Annotated in this window: 16 protein-coding genes; 7 read left to right on the top strand and 9 right to left on the bottom strand. The window is 59.7% G+C overall.

Annotated elements, in window-relative coordinates:
- Positions 1 to 291: 291 nt before the first annotated feature.
- The 5 genes from acs to panC form a co-directional block, all read right to left on the bottom strand.
- Positions 292 to 2,229 (bottom strand): acetate--CoA ligase, encoded by a 1,938-nt coding sequence (gene acs, locus GNX18_RS15445; RefSeq protein WP_166219197.1) that lies wholly within the window; start codon positions 2,227 to 2,229, stop codon positions 292 to 294.
- Positions 2,230 to 2,603: 374 nt separating this feature from the next.
- Entirely contained in the window at positions 2,604 to 3,530 is a 927-nt protein-coding gene (locus GNX18_RS15440; protein WP_166219195.1) for a histone deacetylase family protein, read from the bottom strand.
- Positions 3,531 to 3,532: 2 nt separating this feature from the next.
- Positions 3,533 to 5,398, bottom strand: a complete 1,866-nt coding sequence (locus GNX18_RS15435; RefSeq protein ID WP_166219193.1) for a bifunctional acetyl-CoA hydrolase/transferase family protein/GNAT family N-acetyltransferase — start codon at positions 5,396 to 5,398, stop codon at positions 3,533 to 3,535.
- A gap of 471 nt (positions 5,399 to 5,869) precedes the next feature.
- Complete coding sequence (panD, locus tag GNX18_RS15430; protein WP_138234398.1) at positions 5,870 to 6,259, bottom strand: aspartate 1-decarboxylase; 390 nt, start codon at positions 6,257 to 6,259, stop codon at positions 5,870 to 5,872.
- 33 nt (positions 6,260 to 6,292) lie between these two features.
- Entirely contained in the window at positions 6,293 to 7,141 is an 849-nt protein-coding gene (gene panC, locus GNX18_RS15425; protein WP_166219191.1) for a pantoate--beta-alanine ligase, read from the bottom strand.
- A gap of 229 nt (positions 7,142 to 7,370) precedes the next feature.
- Here panC and GNX18_RS15420 point away from each other — a divergent pair, with 229 nt between their 5' ends.
- The 6 genes from GNX18_RS15420 to GNX18_RS15395 all read left to right on the top strand — a co-directional run bounded on the left by GNX18_RS15420 (position 7,371) and on the right by GNX18_RS15395 (position 15,438).
- Positions 7,371 to 8,087 carry a DUF6515 family protein gene (locus GNX18_RS15420; protein ID WP_166219189.1) on the top strand — a complete coding sequence of 239 codons (717 nt, stop codon included), beginning with the start codon at positions 7,371 to 7,373 and terminating at the stop codon, positions 8,085 to 8,087.
- 322 nt (positions 8,088 to 8,409) lie between these two features.
- Complete coding sequence (gene speA / locus GNX18_RS15415) at positions 8,410 to 10,332, top strand: biosynthetic arginine decarboxylase (protein WP_138234395.1); 1,923 nt, start codon at positions 8,410 to 8,412, stop codon at positions 10,330 to 10,332.
- 454 nt (positions 10,333 to 10,786) lie between these two features.
- Positions 10,787 to 11,986 (top strand): saccharopine dehydrogenase family protein, encoded by a 1,200-nt coding sequence (locus tag GNX18_RS15410; protein WP_138234394.1) that lies wholly within the window; start codon positions 10,787 to 10,789, stop codon positions 11,984 to 11,986.
- Positions 11,987 to 12,162: 176 nt separating this feature from the next.
- Entirely contained in the window at positions 12,163 to 13,356 is a 1,194-nt protein-coding gene (gene nspC / locus GNX18_RS15405; RefSeq protein WP_166219187.1) for a carboxynorspermidine decarboxylase, read from the top strand.
- A 374-nt stretch (positions 13,357 to 13,730) separates the two neighbouring features.
- A complete protein-coding gene (speB, locus tag GNX18_RS15400) occupies positions 13,731 to 14,603 on the top strand; it encodes an agmatinase (RefSeq protein ID WP_166219185.1) in 873 nt (290 codons plus the stop codon).
- Positions 14,604 to 14,781: 178 nt separating this feature from the next.
- Positions 14,782 to 15,438, top strand: coding sequence for a DUF6515 family protein (locus tag GNX18_RS15395; protein ID WP_166219183.1), 657 nt, complete (start codon positions 14,782 to 14,784; stop codon positions 15,436 to 15,438).
- Positions 15,439 to 15,483: 45 nt separating this feature from the next.
- On the opposite strand, the gene GNX18_RS15390 is transcribed toward GNX18_RS15395, so the two are convergent.
- Positions 15,484 to 16,650, bottom strand: a complete 1,167-nt coding sequence (locus tag GNX18_RS15390) for a winged helix-turn-helix domain-containing protein (protein ID WP_240914034.1) — start codon at positions 16,648 to 16,650, stop codon at positions 15,484 to 15,486.
- A gap of 70 nt (positions 16,651 to 16,720) precedes the next feature.
- On the opposite strand from GNX18_RS15390, the gene GNX18_RS15385 reads away from it, so the two are divergent.
- Complete coding sequence (locus GNX18_RS15385) at positions 16,721 to 17,527, top strand: cyclase family protein (protein WP_240914033.1); 807 nt, start codon at positions 16,721 to 16,723, stop codon at positions 17,525 to 17,527.
- 5 nt (positions 17,528 to 17,532) lie between these two features.
- Here GNX18_RS15385 and bioC read toward each other — a convergent pair whose 3' ends face one another.
- The 3 genes from bioC to bioB are packed head-to-tail and all read right to left on the bottom strand — an operon-like array spanning position 17,533 to position 21,354.
- Complete coding sequence (gene bioC, locus GNX18_RS15380; RefSeq protein WP_166219179.1) at positions 17,533 to 19,071, bottom strand: malonyl-ACP O-methyltransferase BioC; 1,539 nt, start codon at positions 19,069 to 19,071, stop codon at positions 17,533 to 17,535.
- The gene (bioF, locus tag GNX18_RS15375; RefSeq protein ID WP_371808077.1) at positions 19,068 to 20,261 is read right to left on the bottom strand and encodes an 8-amino-7-oxononanoate synthase; all 1,194 of its coding nucleotides are present in this window, start codon (positions 20,259 to 20,261) and stop codon (positions 19,068 to 19,070) included. Before bioF ends, bioC begins: the two co-directional genes overlap by 4 nt.
- Before the next feature lie 25 nt (positions 20,262 to 20,286).
- Positions 20,287 to 21,354, bottom strand: coding sequence for a biotin synthase BioB (gene bioB / locus GNX18_RS15370; protein WP_166220690.1), 1,068 nt, complete (start codon positions 21,352 to 21,354; stop codon positions 20,287 to 20,289).
- Positions 21,355 to 21,389 lie beyond the last annotated feature (35 nt).

Raw genomic sequence — 21,389 nt, 5'->3', positions numbered from 1 at the left:
TGCGTCGGCGACGTCCCTGTCGCCGACGCTTTCGAAAAGCTATACCCGGCACTCCATCTTCGCATTGAGCAAAGCGCTTCGTGAGCTGGCGAGGAGAGAGCCTTACACACTTACGAAGTCGAGGAGTGAAAACTGAAGGGGAAGCACTGGGTGCGGGTTTTCAGGAGCGTCGCAAACAGGATGTTTGCGCCGCAGCTCCCAGGGATGGGTTTACAGCGGTCCTGAAAACCCGCACCCAGTGCTTGCCCGCCACCGGACCAGCTTTAGAGCACCCAGTGGCGGAGATCAAAGCTATTTATTAGCCCGATGATCTACCAACTCATCAACCACCGAAGGATCGGCAAGCGTCGAAGTGTCTCCCAGCGAATCCAACTCATTGCAGGCGATCTTGCGCAAAATGCGCCGCATGATTTTGCCAGAGCGGGTTTTTGGCAGACCCGGAGCCCACTGGATGATGTCGGGTTTGGCGATGGGGCCGATCTCCTTCACACACAGGTCGATCAGCTCCTTGCGCAACTCCTCGGACGGCTCGCGACCGTTTTTCAGGGTGACGTAGCAGTAAATGCCCTGCCCCTTGATATCGTGCGGGTAGCCCACCACAGCCGCCTCGGCCGTGTCCTCGTGCAGCACAATCGCACTCTCGATTTCTGCAGTTCCCAGGCGGTGGCCGGAGACGTTCAGTACATCGTCGATACGACCGGTAATCCAGTAGTAGCCGTCCGCATCGCGGCGCGCGCCGTCGCCGGTGAAGTAGTAGCCGGGAAAGGTGGAGAAGTACGTGTCGATCATGCGCTGGTGATCGCCGTATACGCTGCGGATCATGCTCGGCCAGCTGGCCTTCATCACCAGCGCGCCCTCGCCCTGTCCCTCGATTTCCTGCCCCTTCTCGTCCAGCAGCGCCGGCTGCACGCCGAAGAACGGGCGGGTGGCGGAGCCGGGTTTGAGTGCGGTGGCGCCGGGCAGCGGGGTGATCATGTGGGCGCCGGTTTCGGTCTGCCACCAGGTGTCGACAATGGGGCAGCGCTTCTCGCCGACCACCTGGTAGTACCACTCCCAGGCTTCCGGGTTGATCGGCTCGCCAACGGTGCCCAGCAGTTTCAGCGAGCTGCGGTCACAGCGGGTGACGAAGTCGTCGCCCGCGCCCATCAACGCGCGAATGGCGGTGGGTGCCGTGTAGAAAATATTGACCTTGTGCTTATCCACCACCTGCCAGCAGCGGGAGGCATCGGGATAGGTGGGCACGCCTTCGAACATCAGCGAGATCGCGCCAGCGCACAGCGGGCCGTACACGATGTAGCTGTGGCCGGTGATCCAGCCCACATCGGCGGTACACCAGAACACATCGCCTTCCTTGTAATCGAAGGCGTATTTGAAGGTCATGGTGGACATCAGCAAATAGCCCGCCGTGGTATGCAGCACGCCCTTGGGCTTGCCGGTGGAGCCGGAGGTGTAAAGGATAAACAGCGGGTCTTCCGCGTTCATCGGCTCCGGCGCGCACTCGACGCTCTGCTCGGCAACGGATTCCGCGTACCAGATGTCGCGCTTGCTGTCCCAGTCGATGTTGGCGCCGGTGCGCTTGACCACGATGGCGGTGTGCACATCCGGGCAGTGGGCCAGTGCCTTGTCCACGTTGGCCTTGAGCGGCACTTTTCTGCCGCCGCGCACGCCCTCGTCGGCGGTGATCACCAAACGGCAGTCGGAATCGAGGATGCGATCCTTGAGTGAATCCGGGGAAAAGCCGCCGAACACCACCGAGTGCACCGCGCCGATGCGGGTGCAGGCGAGCATGGCGTAGGCCGCTTCGGGGATCATCGGCATGTAGATGCACACGCGGTCGCCCTTCTTAACGCCGCGAGCTTTGAGCAGGTTGGCCAGGCGACATACCTGCTCGTGCAGCTCCTTGTAGGTGATGTTCTTGCTGTCGGCGGGGTCGTCGCCTTCCCAGATCAGGGCAGTTTGCCCGGCGCGGGCCGGCAGGTGGCGGTCGATGCAGTTGACGGAGACGTTCAGTTCTCCATCGGCGAACCAGGCGGCGTGGCCTTTCTTGAGGTCTTCCTCCACCACTTTGGTAAAGGGCTTGCTCCACTGCAGGAAGTCGTTGGCCTGCTGGGACCAGAATGCTTGCGGGTTCTCCACCGACTGGCGGTACATCCGCTGGTAGTCGTCACTGCTGACGAGAGTGTTGGCGGCAAAGGTTTCGGGCACCGGGTAAGTGTGCACTTCAGACATCATTTTCTCCCTTATTAGTATTATCGGGCGCTGCGCGGTCTCGCTGCTGGAGACCCGTTGACTGCAGGTATTGCAGTTGTGCACTCCATCTTTTTAGGTGCACGAATCCCGATAAGTTATACCACTGGCAGCCGCTGAATGACAACGCTGTCACAAGTCCTGTCGTACCATCATAGCCTGACGACTTTTTGGTTTCCCACCCCTGAGTCTGGAATACCGTGCCTTTTTTGGGGTGGGTGGGCAAAATGGCCGAAGTTAGTGATCACATTTCTATTTTGACATTGAGGTGGGCGATATGGCGGTGAAGTTGTTGCGGGTTGCGGAAGGCGGGGCCGCCACTCAGCCTTCGCGTCACGCCCATTGCGTCCGGTCCTTTAGTTGCCGATTAGCCCCTTTAGATGTGCGACCACACTGCGACCCAACGCGGAAAGCGCATAACCTCCTTCCAGCATAGATACCACTCGCCCCTCGCAATTGCAGTCGGCATATTCCCGCAGCCTTTCCGTCACCCAGAAATAATCCTCTTCCCGGAAGCGCAATTGCGCCATGGGGTCTTCGATATGGCCGTCGAAGCCGGCGGAGATAAACAGCATCTGCGGCTGAAATTGTTCCAGTGCCGGCAGCCACTCCTGCTGTACCAGTTGGCGCAGTGCATCGCCGCCGGCACCGGCTTCGAGCGGCGTGTTGACGATGTTGTCGGGTAGATTGCCTGTGCCGGTGAATGGGTAGTATGGGGACTGGAAGCTGGAACAGAGCAAATAGCCTTCGCGGCCGGCGACAAAATCTTCGGTGCCGTTGCCGTGATGCACATCGAAGTCGAGGATGGCGACGCGCTCTAGGCCGTGATGTTCGCGGGCGTGGGCGGCGGCGATGGCGATATTGTTGAACAGGCAGAAGCCCATAGCCTTGTCGCGCTCGGCGTGGTGGCCGGGAGGGCGCACGGCGCAGAAGGCGGAGTGGATTTCACCGCTCATTACGCGGTCGACGGCGTCAATGCCGGCACCGGCGGCGTGCAGCGCGGCGGTGAGTGAATGCGGGCACATGCGGGTGTCCTCGTCGAGGATTTCGATTCCCTGCCTCGGTACGCGGTTGAAGATGGATTCGATATATTCCGCGGTGTGTACCCGCCGGAGTTGTTCTCGCGTAGCCTGGGGCGCGTCGAAGAAACGCAGCACGTATTCCATGCCGCTGCTGAGCAGTTGATCCTGAATGGCATCGAGTCGCGCGGGGCTCTCGGGATGCTCCTCGCCCATATCGTGGCGGTGGCAGGCGGGGTCGGAGAAAAATCCTACGTTGGCCATGTTCAGTCCTTTTCTCCGTCGAGCGCGAGTTCGAGATAGAGTTCGTCCATGCTGTCGCCGGCGCGGGTGGTGAAGCCGTTGTTTTCAAAAATCGACAGCATGGGCTTGTTGTCGCGGCGCACGCAGGCGAACATTTTTGCAATGCCGCGCTTGCGCGCGATGCTTTCCATTTCTTTTAACAGGGTGGAGGCAATGCCCTTGCCACGGCGGCTCTCTTTGATGACAAACGCCACTTCGCAGCTGTTGTCGGCTTCGTAAAAATAGTAGCGCCCCACTCCCTGAATCACTTCCCGCGCGCCGTCGCGGTCGGTAAAACACAGCGCCAGATCCCGCCTTTGATCGACACTGACCAGGCTGCAGGATTTTTCCCGGGACATCTGTGTCACATGGTGGTTGTAACGCATCAGCAGGGTTTCTTTGTTGTGGGTGTAGAAAAATTCCTGCAACAGCCGTTCATCCGCAGGTCTGAGTGGGCGCAGGGTATAGGTGATGCCGCCAAAAATATACTTCTTCTGCTCTACCGGCCCAAGCTCGGGAACCGAAGTGGGTGCCTGCTCCTGGTATTCCGGTACCCAGTAAAATTCCCGCACCTTTTCCAACAATTCGCGACGGAATTCCGGGTGGGCAATGCGGATCATTTCCAGGGTGCGCTCGCGAATGCTTTTTCCGCGCAGCGAGGCGATGCCGTATTCGGTGACGACGTAGTGCACATGCGCACGCGAAGTGACCACACCGCTACCCGGGGTAAGGGAGGCAACAATGCGGGAAATCAATTTGCCATTCTTGTCTTTGGCTGTAGACGGCAGCGCGATGATCGGCTTCCCCCCCATGCTCAGGGCCGCACCGCGGATAAAATCCACCTGACCACCGATACCGCTGTACAACAGCCGGCCGATGGAATCCGATACCACCTGTCCTGTCAGGTCCACTTCAATCGCACTGTTGATCGCGACCATTTTCTCGTTGCGGGAAATATTGACCGGTGAGCTGACATGCTCGGCCGGGTACAGTTCCACATGGGGGTTGCCGTCGACAAAGTCGTACAGCATTTTGGATCCCATGCAGTAGCTGGTGATGGTTTTTCCGCGGTGGAAGGTTTTCTTGCGGTTGTTGATGACGCCGCTTTTCATCAACCGCGCGACACCATCGGAAATCATTTCCGAATGCACGCCGAGATCCTTGTGGTTTCCCAGGTAGCGCAGCACTGCGTCGTGCACCTTGCCCATACCGATCTGCAGGGTCGATCCGTTTTCCACCAGCACGGATACGTACTGGCCGATCTGTTCCACAGCCTGGTCCATTTCCGGCGGCGGCGATTCCGGAATCGGTGCGTCCGCGGTCATCCAGGCGTGGATCTGGTCGCGGTGGATAAAGCTGTGCCCATTGGTGCGCGGCATGCTGGGGTTGATCTGGGCGATGACGGTTTTGGCATTTTTCACCGCGGAGGAAACCACGTCCACGCTGACGCCGAGCGAGCAGTAACCGAGTTTATCCGGCGGGCTGACCATGATGAGCGCGGCATCCAGTGGCAGCACATGGTCGCTGAATAATTTGGGGACTTCGGAAAGAAACGTCGGCGTGTAGTCCGCACGCCCTTCCGCCACGGCGTTGCGCACAGCAGTGCCGCCAATATAAAGCGCGTTGACGGTGAACAGTTCGGCGTATTTGCGCTCGGCCCAGAAGTTGTCAGAGAGGGTGAATACCTGAGTGACTTCGATGTCGTTGAGACCGCGGCTGTTAGCGATCAGGTCGGCCATCAGTTGATTGGGGACGGCGGCGTGGGAACCGAGGAATATCCGACAGCCGCTTTTCAGCAGTTGATCCCAGGGGATCGGGTCGCCGGTTTTTGGATGGGACAGGGATGACATTGCTCTGACTGGCTACCTACCTTTTTGTTGTGTTCATGGTAGGCGGGTGGCCTTGTGGTCACAACCCTTCTGCGGTGGTCAGGTACTTAGCGGGTCTTGTGGCGGCAAAGCACCGGGTGCGGGTTTTCAGGACCGCTGTGAACCCATCCCTGGGAGCTGCGGCGCAAACATCCTGTTTGCGACGCTCCTGAAAACCCGCACCCGGCACTTTGCCTTCGCTTAGAGTCTTGTGCTTCGTGAGCGAATCTGGCTGAACAGTTACGACTATAACCGAGTAAGAAAAATACTTACGAAGTGCAGAAGTTAAAATTGAAGGCGGAGTGACGGGTATAGGCTTTCGGAAGCGTCGGCGACAGGGACGTCGCCGACGCAGCGTACAGGGATGTATTCACAGCGGTTCCGAAAGCCTATACCTGGCACTCCGCCGCCACAGAACCAGCTTCAAAGCGCCCCCCAAGAAAAAGCCCGAAGTCAGGCAGGCTCAGGCATCTGCACCGGAATGGTATTGGTACTCCGCTCAACCCGGTTCTTCTCATTCAAATAAACCAACTTGGGCTTGAACGAATCCGCTTCGGCTTCAGACATCTGCGCATAAGCGGCAATGATCACACGGTCGCCAACCTGTACACGTCGCGCGGCGGCGCCGTTCATGGAAATGATGCCGGAACCGCGCTCGGCGAGGATTACATAGGTGTGGAAACGCTCGCCGTTGGAAACGTTGTAGATATCGATTTTCTCGAACTCGCGCAGGCCCGCCAGCTCCACCAGATCCTCGTCGATCGCGCAGGAACCGTCATACCAGAGCTCCGCCTGCGTCACCGCCGCCATGTGCAGCTTGCCTTTCAGCATCTCGATTTGCATCAGCAGAATCCTCCCGTCACATACTCAGGGAAACTATATTTTCAGAGAAACGTTGTCGATCAGGCGCGCACCGGCGGTGTACATCGCACCCAGCAAAGTGATCTCGCGATCGTCGTGCGCCGCCGGTTGCAGGTCGCGGCTATTGCAGATGGAGAAATAATCCACCCGGAAACCCGCGTTCTCGATGCGGGATTTCGACTCAGCCTCCAGCTCAGCAAAATCACGCCGACCTTTTTCGATCTCCGAGCGCGCCCAGTTCAACGTCTGGTTCAGGATTGCCACCTTCGGGCGCTCCTCCTCGGTGAGATAACCGTTGCGCGAGCTCATCGCCAGGCCGTCGTCCTCGCGGTGCACCGGCGCCGCCACGATTTCCACCGGCATGCACAGATCCTCCACCATGCGGCGGATCACCGCCAGCTGCTGGAAATCCTTGATGCCGAAGACGGCCTTGTCCGGCTGCACGATATTGAACAGCTTCGCCACCACCGTGGTGACTCCCTCGAAATGCCCCGGACGGCTCGCGCCGCACAGCACGTCGGTCATCGCCGGGCAGATCACCTTGGTCTGCTGGTCCATGCCATTGGGGTAGATCTCGCTTTCGTCCGGGTGGAACAGGAAATCGCAGTTGGCCGCGCGCAGGCGCGCCATGTCCTGCTCCATGGTGCGCGGGTATTTGTCCCAATCCTCGTTCAGGCCGAACTGCAGACGGTTGACGAAGATGGACACGACCACCACGTCACAAAGTTGCTGGGCGCGCTTGACCAGCTCGATATGGGCGTCGTGCAGATTGCCCATGGTGGGCACGAAGCCGATGGTCTTGCCGTCGCGGCGGGCCGCGGTCAGCGCTTCGCGCAGACTGGCCACGTGGTGAAAAACTTGCATTGCCGGAGTTCCGCCAGAGGTTGCTACGCGCGGCATCTTACCCCCCGGCGCCGATGGGAACAAATGCGCAGCGAGCAGTCAAAAACCGCCGTCAAATTCGGTTTTTCGTGCACCGGTAGGCAAATTCCCCGGGACGGTTCAGGAAGGATTCAGTGTACAGAGAGCAGAATGGCTCCCACAGTAAGAGAAAACACCCCTGAAGCCGCCCCGGCGGCCGTGGAGAGCGACCATGAAAACACTGATCTCAGCCGTTACCGCCGCCAGCCTGCTGCTCGGCGCTGTGCCGGCGCTGGCAGACAGGGACGAGCGCCACCACAACAACGACCACCGCCGCCAGTTCGTGCAGCAACAGCGCGACCGCCGCGATGAGTGGCGCGCGGAGCGGCGTGAACAGTACCGCGAGAACAAGCGGGAAGAAAGAAGAGAGGATCGACGCGAAGCCAGACGTGAAGACAGACGCGACGATCGCCGCGATCACCGCCGGGGCAAGGACGACCACAAGTTCGTCAAATACGTCGGCTACGACCCGCGCTACGACAGGAACCGCCACGGCCACCACGATCGAGGTCATGGACACGGTCATGATCGCGGTCATGGTCACGGCTATCACAAGCCCCACCGCCCGGTGCATCTGCCGCACAAGCACCGCTGGCGCCCGGCCCACTATGGCTACGGCTACCGCTGGACACGCCTGCCCAGGACTTACGTGAGCCTGAGTTTTGGCGGCCTGGGTTACTACTTCAGTGAGGGCATTTTCTACCGCCCCTACGGCGCTGGCTATGTGGTGGCGCAAGCGCCGGTCGGCGCCTTTGTGCAGGCCCTGCCAGGCACTGCGGTGAACGTCAGTTTCAACGGCCTCAGCTACTACGTGGCCTATGACACCTACTACCGCTGGGACGATCACCGCCGTGGCTACCTGGTCGTGCCCAACCCCGGCTTTCTCTGAATCAGTACTCGCAACGCACACCCTGTCTCACAGGACGGATTGTCACATCCAACCCCAAAACCGGATGAAAGTCCGGTTGTTGCCCCTGGCGACTCCTCGGAGTCGCCTTTTTTATTGCTGCGACGAAATTTTTCTCCTATTGGGCTGGCAGGAATCCGGCGCTATAGTTTATTTTCGACTAATAAACCGAATAAAAATTTAGTTTTATCCTTTAAAAAACGGCCATTTTTCTTTTCTATAGTTATTGCTTTCCACATACTCAGGCCCCAAGATTCGCGCCCCTGATTACCCTTACCGTCCCTCATTTCACGAACGAGGCGCCATGAAACAGCAACAGATCGAAAACTGGACCTGCGAAGATTCCGCAGATCTCTATGGCATCCGCAACTGGGGTGCCGGCTATTTCAATTTGAACGACTCCGGTGAGATCACGGTTGAGGTAACGAACACCGCTGGCACCACGCATTCCGTGTCGCTGATGGACATCGCCCACGGCGCCAATGCCCGCGGTCTTGGCATGCCGCTGCTAGTACGCTTCGAGAATCTGCTCGAGGCACAGGTGGCGCGCATCAACAATTCTTTCCGCAGCGCCATCGAGAGCTGCGGCTACCGCAACAAGTTCCGCGGCGTGTTCCCGATCAAGGTGAACCAGCAGTGCCAGGTGATCGAGGAGATCGCCAAGGTCGGCCGCCAGTTCGGCCACGGCCTGGAGGCGGGCAGCAAGGCAGAGCTGATCGCGGCACTGTCGATCCTCGACAACACCGAGGCACTGATCGTGTGCAACGGGTATAAGGATGAGGAGTTCATCAATCTGGGCCTGCAGGCCCAGCGCCTTGGCGTGCAGGTGTTCTTCGTCGTGGAGACGCCCTCTGAGGTGGACACCATTATCCGCTGTGCCGAGCGCGAGCAGGTGGAGCCCAATATCGGCGTGCGCGTGAAGCTGGCGAGCAAGGTGGGCGGCTACTGGAACGCCACCAGTGGCGACCGCAGCATTTTCGGCCTCGGCAGTAACGACCTGATCGCGATGGTCGACAAACTGCGCGACCACAACATGCTGCACTGCCTGAAGCTGCTGCACTACCATCTGGGCTCACAGGTGCCGAACATCCGCGATATCCGTACCGGCGTGCTGGAAGCCTGTCGCTACTATGCGGATTTGGTGGAAGAAGGCGCGGCCATGGGTTTTCTGGACCTGGGCGGCGGCCTGGCGGTGGACTACGACGGCTCCAAGACCAACTACACCCATTCCAAGAACTACTCGCTGGACGAGTACTGCGTGGACGTGGTGGAAGCCATCATGGGCACCATGGACAGCGAGGGCGTGGAACACCCGGTAATCATTACCGAGTCGGGCCGCGCGACGGTAGCCTATTCGTCGGTGCTGCTGTTCAACATCCTGGACACCACCAGCTTTGAGCCCATTGAGCTTGAGGACGACCAGATCGGTGAGGACGCGCACCCGATGCTGAAGTACCTGCAGCATGCGCTGAAGAATGTGGCGCTGAAGAATCTGCAGGAGAGCTACAATGATGCGCTCTACTACCGCGATGAGATCCGCGCGCTGTACCTGCACGGTCAGGTGAGCCTGCGGGATCGCGCGCTGGCGGAGAACCTGTTTTTGCAATGCGCGCAGAAGATCCGCAAACTGCTGGACGAGGTTGAGGAAATCCCGATGGACCTGCAGGCGCTGCCGGAGGTGCTGTCGGACATTTACTACGCGAACATGAGTGTGTTCCAGTCGCTGCCGGATATCTGGGCCATCGACCAGCTGTTCCCGCTGGCGCCGGTACACCGCCTGGATGAGGCGCCGACGCGCTCGGCGATCATTGCGGATATTACTTGCGACTGCGACGGCAAGATCGACCGTTTCATCGACCGTCAGGATGTGCGCAAGACGCTGCCGCTGCATGCGCTGAAGGATGGCGAGGAGTATATTCTTGGGGCGTTCCTGGTGGGCGCGTACCAGGAGACTCTGGGCGATCTGCACAATCTGTTTGGCGATACCAATGTGGTGAGTGTGCACATTGAGGAAGACGGCCATGTGAATTACAGCCGTGAGATTCACGGTGACAGCATTGCCGATGTGTTGAGCTATGTTGAGTATTCGCCGCAGGATCTGTTCGAGCGTTTCCGCAAGCTGGCGGAGAGCGCAGTGAAGAGTGGCAGAATTACCGCGCAGCAGCGTAAGGAAATTCTGCACACTTATACGGCGAGCATGAGTGGGTATACCTACTTCGAGAAATGATTTTTTAGTTGGAATTTTCTTTAGGTGGATTGGTAAATGGCCTCTCCACCTTGTTGCTAGGGCGGCGGAGACCGAGTTCTTTCGCTGGTCCGGTGGCGGCAGAGCGCTGGGTATCTGTTTTCAAAACCGCTGTAAATACGTCCCTGTACGCTGCGTCGGCGACATCCCTGTCGCCGACGCTTTTGAAAACAGATCCCCATCACTCCGCCTTAACTTTAAATTTCTGCACTTCGTAGCGATGCACTGCGTTGCTAGTGTCGGAGTACGCGATTTAATGCGAAGGGCGTGCTGCCGGGATTTGTTTGCGGGACCGTCTGCGGCCTGGATGGCCGCAGCCGAGCCCCCAGGGATGGGTTTACGGCGTGTCCCGCAAACAAATCCCGGCAGCAGGCCCGCCCGGTAACCATCTAGCGGGGCCCCGAACCCCGTTAGCACCCAAAAAAGGGAGAAATAAATGGCCAACGTTCTGATTGTCGGCGCCGGTGGCGTCGGTCAGGTGGTAGCACACAAGTGTGCGCAAGTAGAGGAAGTGTTCGAGAACATTACCCTCGCCAGCCGCACCAAAAGTAAGTGCGACAAGATCGCCGACATGCTGCCGCGCAAAATCGACACCGCGGAAGTAGACGCCGATAACGTGAGCGAGATGGTCGCGCTGATCGAGAAGGTCAAGCCCGACATGGTCATCAATGTCGCGCTGCCTTATCAGGACCTGCACATCATGGATGCGTGCCTGGAAACCGGCGTGCACTACCTGGATACCGCCAACTACGAGCCGCCGGAAGAGGCCAAGTTCGAGTACAGCTGGCAGTGGGCCTACCAGGACAGATTCGAAAAAGCCGGCCTGATGGCACTGCTCGGCAGCGGCTTCGATCCGGGCGTCACCAGCGTGTTCACCGCTTACGCGAAGAAACACCACTTCGACCGCATCAAGACCCTCGATATTCTCGACTGCAACGCCGGCGATCACGGCCTGCCGTTTGCGACTAACTTCAACCCGGAAATCAACATTCGCGAAATCACCGCGAACGGTCGCTACTGGGAAAACGGCCAGTGGGTAACCACCAAGCCGATGGAAGAAAAGCGCGTGTTTTCCTTCCCGGAAGGCATCGGTGAAAAAGACCTCTACCTGCTGTACCACGAGGAACTGGAATCCCTGTCCAAACACTTCCCGGAAATCGAGCGCGCGCGCTTCTGGATGACCTTTGGTGCGAGCTACCTGAAGCACCTGGAAGTGCTGCAGAACGTGGGCATGACCAGCATTGAGCCCGTGGAGTTCCAGGGCCAACAGATTGTTCCAATCCAGTTCCTGAAAGCGCTGCTGCCCGATCCGGCGAGCCTCGGCCCGCTGACCAAAGGCAAGACCTGTATCGGCAATATCATCAAGGGTACGCCGAAAGGTGGCGGTGAAGACAAGATCTACTACGTCTACAACATCTGCGACCACCAGGAAGCGTATAAGGAAGTGCAGTCTCAGGCGATTTCCTACACCACCGGCGTACCGGCTATGATCGGCGCGAAGATGATGATGGAAGGCAAGTGGATGAAACCCGGCGTGTGGAACATGGAACAACTGGACCCGGATCCCTTTATGGACGATCTGAACCAGTACGGCCTGCCTTGGCAGGAGACCTGGCTCGACAAGCCGTTCGTCTGATCTTTCACTGGATGCCGGCCTGCGCCGGCATGACGACGACCACCCTGTAGGAGCCTGCCTGCAGGCGAACGAACCCGGCACCACGCCCGTTCGCCTGCAAGCAGGCTCCTACAGAGATTACGTAGGTTGGGCAAAGCGCAGCGTGCCCAACATTTTCGGACGATGGGCACCTCGCAATGGATTTAACCCCCCGCAAAGACTACTTCGGCGAATTCGACCCAACCCGCGTAACCACGCCTTGTTTCGTGGTGGACGAAATCGCCCTGCGCGACAACCTCGAAGTCCTGGCCGATGTACAGAAACGCAGCGGCGCCAAGGTACTGGCCGCGCTGAAAGCGTTTTCCATGTTCAGCGTCGGGCACATCGTTGCCGAGTATCTCTCCGGCACCTGCGCCAGTGGTATTAACGAAGCCAGGTTGGGATTCGAGGAGTACGGCGGCAAGGATCTCGGCAAGGAAGTTCACGTGTTCAGCGCCGGCTACAAGGAGCAGGAGCTGAAGGAAATCCTCGAGTTTGCCCACCACGTGATTTTCAATTCGTTTTCGCAGTGGAAACGCTACAAGTCACTGTGCCTGGACGCGCAAAAAAAACGCCCGGAACTGCAATTCGGCCTGCGTATCAACCCGGAACACTCCGAGGGCCACACACCGATTTACGATCCCTGCGCGCCCTGCTCGCGCCTGGGCATCGTGCGCTCACTGTTTGACGGCGAGGATCTCACCGGCATCAGCGGCCTGCACTTTCATACCCTGTGTGAACAGGATTTCAAACCGCTGGAGCGCACGATTGCGGCGGTAGAGGAAAAATTTGGCGATCTGATTCCGCAGATGGCGTGGATCAACTTCGGCGGTGGCCACCACATCACCCGCTGTGATTATCAGGTGGAAGAGCTGATTGCAGCGGTAAAGGCGTTTTCCGAAAAGCACGATGTGCAGGTTTATCTGGAACCCGGTGAAGCAGTTGCGCTGTTCTGCGGTGTGCTGGTGGGCGAGGTTGTGGATTTGACCTGGAATGGAAAGAATCAGGCGATCCTCGATGTGTCGGCCACCTGCCACATGCCGGATGTGATCGAGATGCCCTATCGCCCGGAAATCACCGGCGCGTCGCTGCCGGGCGAGTTGCCACACAGCTACCAGCTGGGCGGACAAAGCTGCCTCGCCGGCGATCGTATCGGCGAATACAGTTTTGCCGATCCGCTGAAAATCGGCGACCGAATTGTGTTTGAGGAGATGGCCTACTACACCATGGTCAAGACCAACACATTCAACGGCATTCCGCTGCCTTCCATTGCACTATGGAATTCCGATACCGATGAACTTCAGGTCATCAAAGAATTTGGTTATGAGGACTTTAAAGGTCGTCTTTCCTGATTTGGTGTTAGTCCGCCGCTTCTCGCTTGGATTTAAGTGCAGTGGCGGTGAAACACCGGGTGGAAGGTTTCAAAACCGCTGTGAATACATCCCTGTACGCTGCGTCGGCGACGTCCCTGTCGCCGACGCTTTTGAAACCTTCCACCCGGCGCTTCACCTTTACTTCTGATTTCGTCGCTTCGTTAGTGACTTGGGTTGAATGACGGCTTGAGGCTACGAAGTAAAACACTTGATGCGAAGGCAGAGTGCCGGGTGCGGGTTTTCAGGAGCGTCGCAAACAGGATGTTTGCGCCGCAGCGCCCAGGGATGGGTTCACAGCGGTCCTGAAAACCCGCACCCGGTGCTCTGTCGCCACCAAAGGTTATTTAGAACTCATGCACAACGAAGACCCCAACATTTTCCTGGGCTCCGAAATCGAACAACCGAAACCGGAAGAAGCCCTGTTCCATATCCTGCCAATCCCCTACGAAGAAACCGTCTCCTACGGCGGCGGTACCGGCAAAGGTCCGGCGGCGATCATCGAAGCCTCCCACCAGCTGGAGACCTTCGACAACTTCTCCTCCCCCTGCGAACTCGGCATCTACACCCGCGAAGCCGTGGATGTCAGCGGCCCGGCCGAGCAGGTCATGGAAAACATCGCCAGCGCCACCCGCGAGATCCTCGCCATGGGCAAAATGCCCGTCGGCATCGGCGGCGAACACTCAGTCACCTGGGGCATCATCAAAGGCTACCTGGACGCCGGCATCACCGACTTCGGTGTAGTGCAGATCGACGCCCACGCCGACCTGCGCGACCGCTACGAAGGCCACAAGCACAGCCACGCCAGCGTTATGCGCCTCGTGTGCGAAGCCGGCATACCGCTGTTCCAGCTCGGCATCCGCGCCTATTGCGAGGAGGAGATGGAAGCGCGCAAGCAGTACAACGTCGGCTATTTGGACGCCCACCAGCTGGTGCCCACCCAGGTGCAGTCCTTCGAGCTGCCGGAAAATTTCCCCAGCAAAGTGTTCTTCACCCTCGACATCGACGGCATGGACCCGTCGGTCTTCCCCTCCACCGGCACTCCCGTACCCGGCGGCCTCGGCTGGTATCAAACACTGAACCTGTTCGAATCGGTGGCGAAGCAGCGGGAAATCATCGGCTTTGATCTGCTGGAGTTCGCCCCCATCGAAGGCTTCCACGCCTACGAGTTTGGGGCGGCGCATCTGCTGTACAAACTGATGGGTATCGTCCAGCGCAACCAGCGCTGACCCTGTGGAAAAGCACCGGGTGGTCAGAAAAATTGCCATCGCCCGGCGCCGTACCTGTGGATAACTTTAGCGGTGATCTGACAATTCTTAACGTTCAAGCGCTGCCGTTGCGTAGCGCCTGCCCGGGAATGCGGTTATTATTTATCCAGATAGTAAGTACTCGCTCGCGGGGGATTTCATGAACAAGGCAGTCAAATTCCTACTGTTTGGAACAGGACTTGTCGCTCTATTGTCTTTTGCCTTTGCGGCACCAGCCGATGCGCATTCAGGCCATCGGGGACATTATCACGGGCACGGCTACGGCCATGGCCACCGCCACGGTTATTGGGGCCCGCGTTACCGCGGTCCGCGTATCGGCATCGGCTTTACCGTACCCATTCTACCCGCGGGCTTTGTGAACCTGGCGGTAGGCGGTGTGCCCTACTACTACCACGGCGGGTATTACTACCGTCCGGCACCTTCCGGCTACGTGGTGGTTAATGCGCCACTGGGTGCGGCGGTAGTGACCTTGCCGGCGAGCGCTGTGCAGGTGCAGATCGGTGGATTCACCTATTACCAGTACGACAGTGCCTATTACCAGTGGCAGCCACACATGGGCCGCTATGTAGTGGTGCCACAGCCGGTGACCGTAGTCGCGAGTGCTGCACCGGTGGCCGCAGCCCCCGTGGTGGGTGCGACCCAGCCGGCCTACGCGCCGGGACAGGTGGTCAATGAACTGCCGGTGGGTTACACCGCGGAAGTGATCAACGGTATCCAGTACTACCGCTACGGTGGTCACTACTTCATGCCCACCCAGCGCGACGGACACGAGGTGTACGTGGTGGTCCAGGTTTAAATGGAGTTCTGATTACTCTAAAACGTAGCCACCCGCGCAGTAGTTTTAGGGGCTCTCGGTGACCAGTCCGTGATAGCGGGCAAAATCACCCAGGGCCTTGTTGTATCCGGCCAGTAATCCGGCCCCCGGTTTCTGCCGCCAGTGCAGCGCCTTGACCCGCAGCACGCCCGCCTCCCGGTCCGCCTTGAGATCCGCCACCCCCGCAAAGCTGTCCCGGTACAGGATCGGCAGGCAGAAGTAACCGAACTTGCGCTTGGGACCCGGCACATAGCACTCCAGCTGATAGTCAAAATCGAACAGCCGCTTCAGGCGCTTGCGCTGCAGTACCAGCGGGTCGAAGGGCGACAGCAGCCGCACCTTGCGCGGTGCCGCTGGCGGGTCCATTTCCAGGTCCTCTGTCAGCATCCACTCCTTGCCAACGGGAGTCAGCTCGCCGCTCTTCAGCATTGCCGCGGTCGCGTCCAATACTAATTGTTTATCGTGTTTGCGCAGGTAGCTCATCTCCTCAGCGCGGCCGAGCCCCTGGGCGCGCAGGAAGCGGCGCACGAGATGCTGCCCGTACTCGGTTTCACTGGCTGCGGCGGTTGTCACGCTCGCAGGCAGCAGGCGCTCCGGCAGATCGAACACTTTCTGAAAGCCCTCGCGGTGGCTCACCATCAGCTCGCCTTCGTGGAACAGCTGCTCCAGCGCTTTTTTCTCCTCGCTCCAGCTCCACCAGCCACCCTTGGCGCGCACAAAGTCGCTCGCCTTCAGCGGGCCCTCGGCGCGAATGCGGTCGAGTACGAAGCGGCACAGCTTCGCGTTTTTTTTGAACCAGTGATTCTGCCCCTTGCGGATGCGGTCCATGCGCACCCGCGCGAAACGGTAGTCTTCCACAGGCAGGTAGGCGGCGGCGTGGGACCAGTATTCGAAAATCTGCCGCTCACGTTCTGCCCGCTCCAGCGTGTCCAGCAACTTTGCCTCCCGCAGCCGCGGCAGGCGGATGTGCAGTTGATGCAGGTGGGCACGGGTGATCACCTGAATGGCGTCCAATTGCAGGGCGCCCAGGTGTGTGATCAGATCCGCCAGGCTGCCATCCCAGGGGTTGTGGATATGTTGGCGCGCAAGCACCAGTGCGCGGGCGCGCGCCACTGGCAGTGGTGACACTTTGGTATAGGCTTTCAACAGCGGTGCTTCCGTCAATGGAGTCGAAATAATAGTGGCACGGTCCACTATCTTCCTACCGACCATCAGGTTCAAGCACTGCCGGTCGCAAAATAATGGAAATTTCTTGGAGAAAACTATGCTCCGCAGGATGCCTTACTACATTCCCCTCACATTAACACTGCTCCTGCTCAGCGCAGCCAACGCCGCGGCCGAAGGGTTTCCCCAGGGGCGCTGGGTGGATCTCTCACACGATTTTGCCGACGACACCCTGTACTGGCCCACCGCGGACAAGTTCGCCAAGACCACGGTATTCGCGGGCGAGACCGAAAAAGGTTATTACTACTCCGCCTACAATCTCGCGGCGGCGGAACACGGCGGCACCCATGTGGACGCACCGGTGCACTTCGGGCGCGATCGCCAGTCTGTGGACAAAATTCCATTGGAACAGCTGATCGGTCCCGGCGTCGTAGTCCGGGTAGCTGATCGCATCGGTCGGGACCGCAATTACCAGATTCCCATTGCCGACATCGAGCGCTGGGAAAAGCAGCACGGCGTTATCCAACACGGCAGCATCGTATTGTTCGACACCGGCAGTGCGCAATTCTGGCCGGACCCGGTGAAATACCTGGGCACCGCGGAGCGCGGTGAGGCAGCCGTGGCAAAATTGAACTTCCCCGGCCTGTCACCGGAGGCAGCGCAGTTCCTGGTGGAAAAGCGCGGGGTCAAGGCGGTGGGGCTGGATACACCGAGTATCGATTACGGCGCATCGCAAATGTTTGAAACCCACCGCGCCCTGTTCGAGCGCAACATCCCGGCGCTGGAAAATGTCGCCAATCTGGCGGAACTGCCGGAGAAGGGCTTCACACTGATCGCACTGCCGATGAAGATCCGCGGCGGCAGCGGCGGGCCTACGCGAGTCGTAGCTTTTCTGCCGGAAAAATAACGGTTTCAGCCGGAAGCCGCCGCGCCCGGCGCCGCAATATTTTCCTGGCGCCGCACCAGTTGCAGATACAACACCTGATAGGTCGCCGGCAGGCCGGCTGCGGTGCGCTGCTGTTCATAGGCTTCGGTGAGCCTGCGCAGCTTTTGCCGGCTCAACAATCCCTTGCCCGCAGCGCGATTGACATTGTGGGCGCCGATGCTTTTGAGTTCGCGCATCAGGGTTTTCACATCGTCGAAATGCAGCGCGCGCTGTTCCACATTTGCTGAGCATTCCAACAGATTGCCCTCGCAGGCCCTCCGCCAATCGTCCACGGAAAGGAAGCGGTTGACGTGTACATTGCGATCCACCGCAGCCCAGCTGCTTTCCAGCTCTGCCAGGGTGCCGGGCACCAGCGTGGAAATGAGTGCGTGGGCACCGGGTGCCATCACCCGGCGGATTTCCGCAAACAGTTGCGGCAGTCGGTAGCACCACTGCAGCGCGAAGCTGGAGAACACCAGGTCAAACGAGTGGTCCGCCAGCGGCAACTGTTCCGCGTCTGCGGCCACATAGCCATTGCTGACCGGGCGGTGGAGGCGGGCGTACTGCAGCATTTCGGGCGCCAGATCCAGCGCGATGATCTCCGCATCGGGAAAGCGTCTGCGCAGCAGTTCACTGCCGTAGCCGGTGCCGCTGCCGAGATCCAGAATCCGCGCGGGCGACCAGTGCTCACCGGCGCGGCCGAGCAGGTCGCGGCACACCGCGCGCTGCAGATGTGCGGCGGCGTCGTAACTCGCGGCGGCGCGACCGAAGGCGCGGGCCACGGCATTTTTTTCCAGCGGTGCGGGCTGCTCCAGCCCCGTGGCGAAGCGTTCGATCAGTGCAGCAAATTCTACAGGGCGGCTCAAGTGCGGGCAGTGGCCCGCACCGGGGATGATTTTTACGTGAGCGCCGAGGCTTTCAATCTGGCGCGCGGCTACCACCGGTACCAGTGCATCATTTTCACCGAAAATATGTAGCGCCGGCACGCCGGGATCGGAGAGCAACACGCGATTGTCCAGCTCGCCCAGGCAGTCGAGCGCATCGCCCCAACTGCGGGGAATCGTCTCCGGTTGCCAGTCCTTGAGAGTTTTCAACAGGCCGCGCATCTCCAAGTCGCCGCGGGCTTCAAGACCACAGAAACGCTGCCAGTTTTTCGCAGGCGCGTCGCGCTGGGCGCGACAGAATTCCGCAAAGACTTCGGCATCCATCCCGGGCCAATCCCCCCGCGCAACAAAACTGCCGTTGGCAGCAATGGTAATTAGCGCGCGGACTTTTTTGCTCATTGCCGCGAGCTTCACCGCCAGCATGCCACCGAGCGACCACCCCAGCAGCAGACAGTCCGGCGGCAGCCGCGCGTCCAGTTCGGCAAGCAGCGCTTCCGAATCCGGCCAGGATTCCTGCGCGCGCGCACCGAAGCCCGGCAGTTCTATACTCACCACCTGCCGGGGAAAACTGTTCAATTCATCCAGCAGCGGCTGCCAGCAGCGGGAATCCCCGCCCCAGCCGTGGATCAGTGCGAGATTCATACGGGCACCGCCACAGACTGGAGCGCGGTTGCCAGCGCACTGAGCAGGCCGTCGATCTGCGCCTCGCTGTGGGCGGCGGACAGGGTGATGCGCAAACGCGCCGTGCCCGCGGGCACCGTGGGCGGGCGGATGGCACCGACGAGAAAACCCGACTGCTGCAGTTGTTCGCTGACTGCCAGCACGGTTTTCTCGCAACCGAGCAGCAACGGTTGGATGGCGCTGGTGGAATTTTCCAGCGGCAGACTGTACGCGGCCGCGCGCTGGCGGAAATACCGGATACGCGTGTTTAATGCCTCACGCAACGGCAATTCCTGCATGAACTCCAGCGCGCGCAGATTTCCTGCCGCCACCGCCGGCGGCATGCCGGTGGTATAGATATAGGTGCGCGCGAACTGGGTGAGATAGTCGATCAGCGCACGGGAGCCGGCGACAAATGCACCGCCATTGCCGGCAGCCTTGCCGAGGGTCCCCATAATGATCGGCGCGGTATCCTGATCCAGCCCCGCGGCGGCGGCACTGCCGGCAGAGGGAAATTGTTCGCTGCCCATCACGCCGAAACCGTGGGCCTCGTCCACCATCAGCCAGGCGTCGTACTGCTTGCACAGGCCGGCCATCTCGGCAAGTGGCGCGGTATCGCCGTCCATGCTGTAGACACCGTCTACCGCCAGTAGAATTTTTCCGTCGCGTTTTTCGCGCGCGCGCTGCAGCTGGATTTCCAGCGCCGCCACATCGTTGTGAGCAAAGCGCAGATAATCGGCACCGGAAATCCGCCCGCCGTCGATCAGCGAGGCGTGATTGAGTTTGTCCTGCACCACCACATCGCCGCGCCCCACCAGCGCACTGATCACTCCGACATTGGCCATATAGCCGCTACCAAACAGCAGTGCGGCCTCGCGGCCGGTGACTTCGGCAATTTTATTTTGCAGTTGTTGATGGATTTCGAAATGGCCGTTGACCAGGTGCGAGGCGGTGGCACCGGCACCGAGTGCTGCGCCGCGCTGTTGCGCGGCGATAACCTCGGGGTGGGTGGCGAGACCGAGATAATCGTTGCTGCTGAAGGTAACCAGCTCGCGCCCGTCCACCACGGCCAGCGGCCCCGGGGCCGCAGTGAGAAGTTTATGGTAACGGTACAACTGCTGCGCCCGGCCTTCGGCCAGACGCGCTTCGAGAAAATCCTGCAGGCTGGTCACAACATCATTCACAACAGATCAATGTTTACGCCTTGGCGGCGTCGTAAAAGAACTGGTCGTTCTGCTGTTCAGTGATCTGCGCCTGCAGTTCCGCCTCCACCGCGGACTCGTCGGCGTGCTGCTGGTACTCCTCCGGCTTGATGCCGAGGCGCGCGAACAACTGCATGTCCTTGTTGGTTTCCGGGTTGGCAGTGGTGAGCAGTTTTTCCCCGTAAAAAATCGAGTTGGCGCCGGCGAGAAATGCCAGCGACTGCATCTCGTCGTTCATGGACTCGCGACCGGCAGACAGGCGCACGTGGGATTTCGGCATCATGATGCGGGCCACCGCGATGCAGCGAATAAATTCGAACGGGTCGAGGTCCTGGTTGTTTTCCAGCGGCGTGCCGGCCACTTTCACCAGCATATTGATCGGCACGGATTCCGGCTGCTCCGCGAGATTCGCCAGCTGCATCAGCAGGCCCGCGCGATCCTTCTCCTCCTCGCCGAGGCCAATGATGCCGCCGGCGCAGACCTTCATACCCGCCGCGCGCACATTCGCCAGGGTATTGAGGCGGTCTTCGTAGGTACGGGTGGTGATGATGTCGCCGTAGTATTCCGGCGAGGTGTCCAGGTTGTGGTTGTAGTAGTCGAGGCCGGCGTCCGCCAGATCTTTTGCCTGCTCGTCACTGAGCATGCCGAGGGTCATGCAGGTCTCGAGACCGAGCGCCTTCACTTCCTTCACCATTTGGGTAACGTAGGGCATATCTTTGTTCTTCGGCGAGCGCCAGGCGGCGCCCATGCAAAAGCGGGTGGCACCGCTGGCCTTAGCCGCGCGCGCCTCTTCCACCACTTTTTCCACCTTCATCAGCTTCTCGCGCTCGAGGCCGGTATCGTAGCGGGCGCTCTGCGGGCAGTAGCTGCAGTCTTCCGGGCAGGCACCGGTCTTGATGGAGCAGAGGGTGCTCACCTGGACCCGGTTGGCGTCGAAATGCTGACGGTGCACCAGCTGCGCGGTGAACAGCAGGTCGTTGAACGGCAGTGCGAACAGATCCAGCACCTGCTGGCGGGTCCAGTCGTGGCGGACCTGGCCGTACTGGGACGAAGCGGAAGACATTTGCGGGTTGGCGGTCACAGGGATTACTCTCCTCG

The sequence above is a fragment of the Microbulbifer sp. SH-1 genome (genome assembly GCF_011326135.1).
GTDB lineage: Bacteria > Pseudomonadota > Gammaproteobacteria > Pseudomonadales > Cellvibrionaceae > Microbulbifer > Microbulbifer harenosus.
Note: the sequence above shows the minus strand (reverse complement) of the source record. Positions and strands in the feature narration are given on the sequence as shown.